The sequence below is a fragment of the Cellulomonas biazotea genome (assembly GCF_004306155.1).
Classification (GTDB): domain Bacteria; phylum Actinomycetota; class Actinomycetes; order Actinomycetales; family Cellulomonadaceae; genus Cellulomonas; species Cellulomonas biazotea.
On sequence record NZ_BIMR01000513.1, the window covers coordinates 1 to 723 of the forward strand.

The window sequence follows — 723 nt, forward strand, 5'->3', positions numbered from 1 at the left end:
AGCCGAGCCCGTCGGCGCCCTGACCGTGCCGTCCGCCGACGGCACCGACGCCCGCGCCGGGGTGCCGGTCGGCGCGACCGTGCCGACGACGGACGCGTCCGGACGGTCGGGCGGGACGACGCAGCGGCCCGCGGGCGGGTCGGCCGACGACGTCGCCGCGGACCTGCTCGCGCGGCACGGTGACGCCCTGGCGGCGCTCGTGGCCGTCATGGACCGCCTGCGCTCGCCCGGCGGCTGCCCGTGGGACGCGCAGCAGACGCACCGCTCGCTGGTGCCGTACGCCCTGGAGGAGGTCGCCGAGCTCGCCGAGGCGATCGAGCACGACGACCGTGCCGGGCTGCGCGAGGAGCTCGGCGACGTGCTGCTGCAGGTCGTGTTCCACGCGCGCCTCGCGCAGGAGGACCCGGACGACCCGTTCGACGTGCGGGACGTCGCCGCGGACCTCGTCGTGAAGCTCGTCCGCCGCCACCCGCACGTGTTCGGCGACGCGGTCGCGGCGGCGGACGCCGAGGGTCAGCACGTGGCGTGGGACCGCCTCAAGCGCGCGGAGAAGCAGCGGGAGTCCGCGTTCGACGGCGTCCCGCTGGGGCTGGGGGCGCTGGCGCGCGCGCAGAAGCTCGTGGCCCGCGCCGAGCGGGCGGGGCACGCGGTCGCGCTGCCCGACGCGGGCCCCGACGCCCCGCTCGGCGAGCGGCTCCTCGCGCTCGTGGCCGAGGCCGCGGC

At 79.1% G+C, this 723-nt stretch carries 1 protein-coding gene; it reads left to right on the forward strand.

Annotated elements, in window-relative coordinates:
- A partial coding sequence (locus CBZ_RS20540) for a MazG family protein (RefSeq protein WP_373862216.1) occupies positions 1-723 on the forward strand: 723 nt, incomplete at both ends.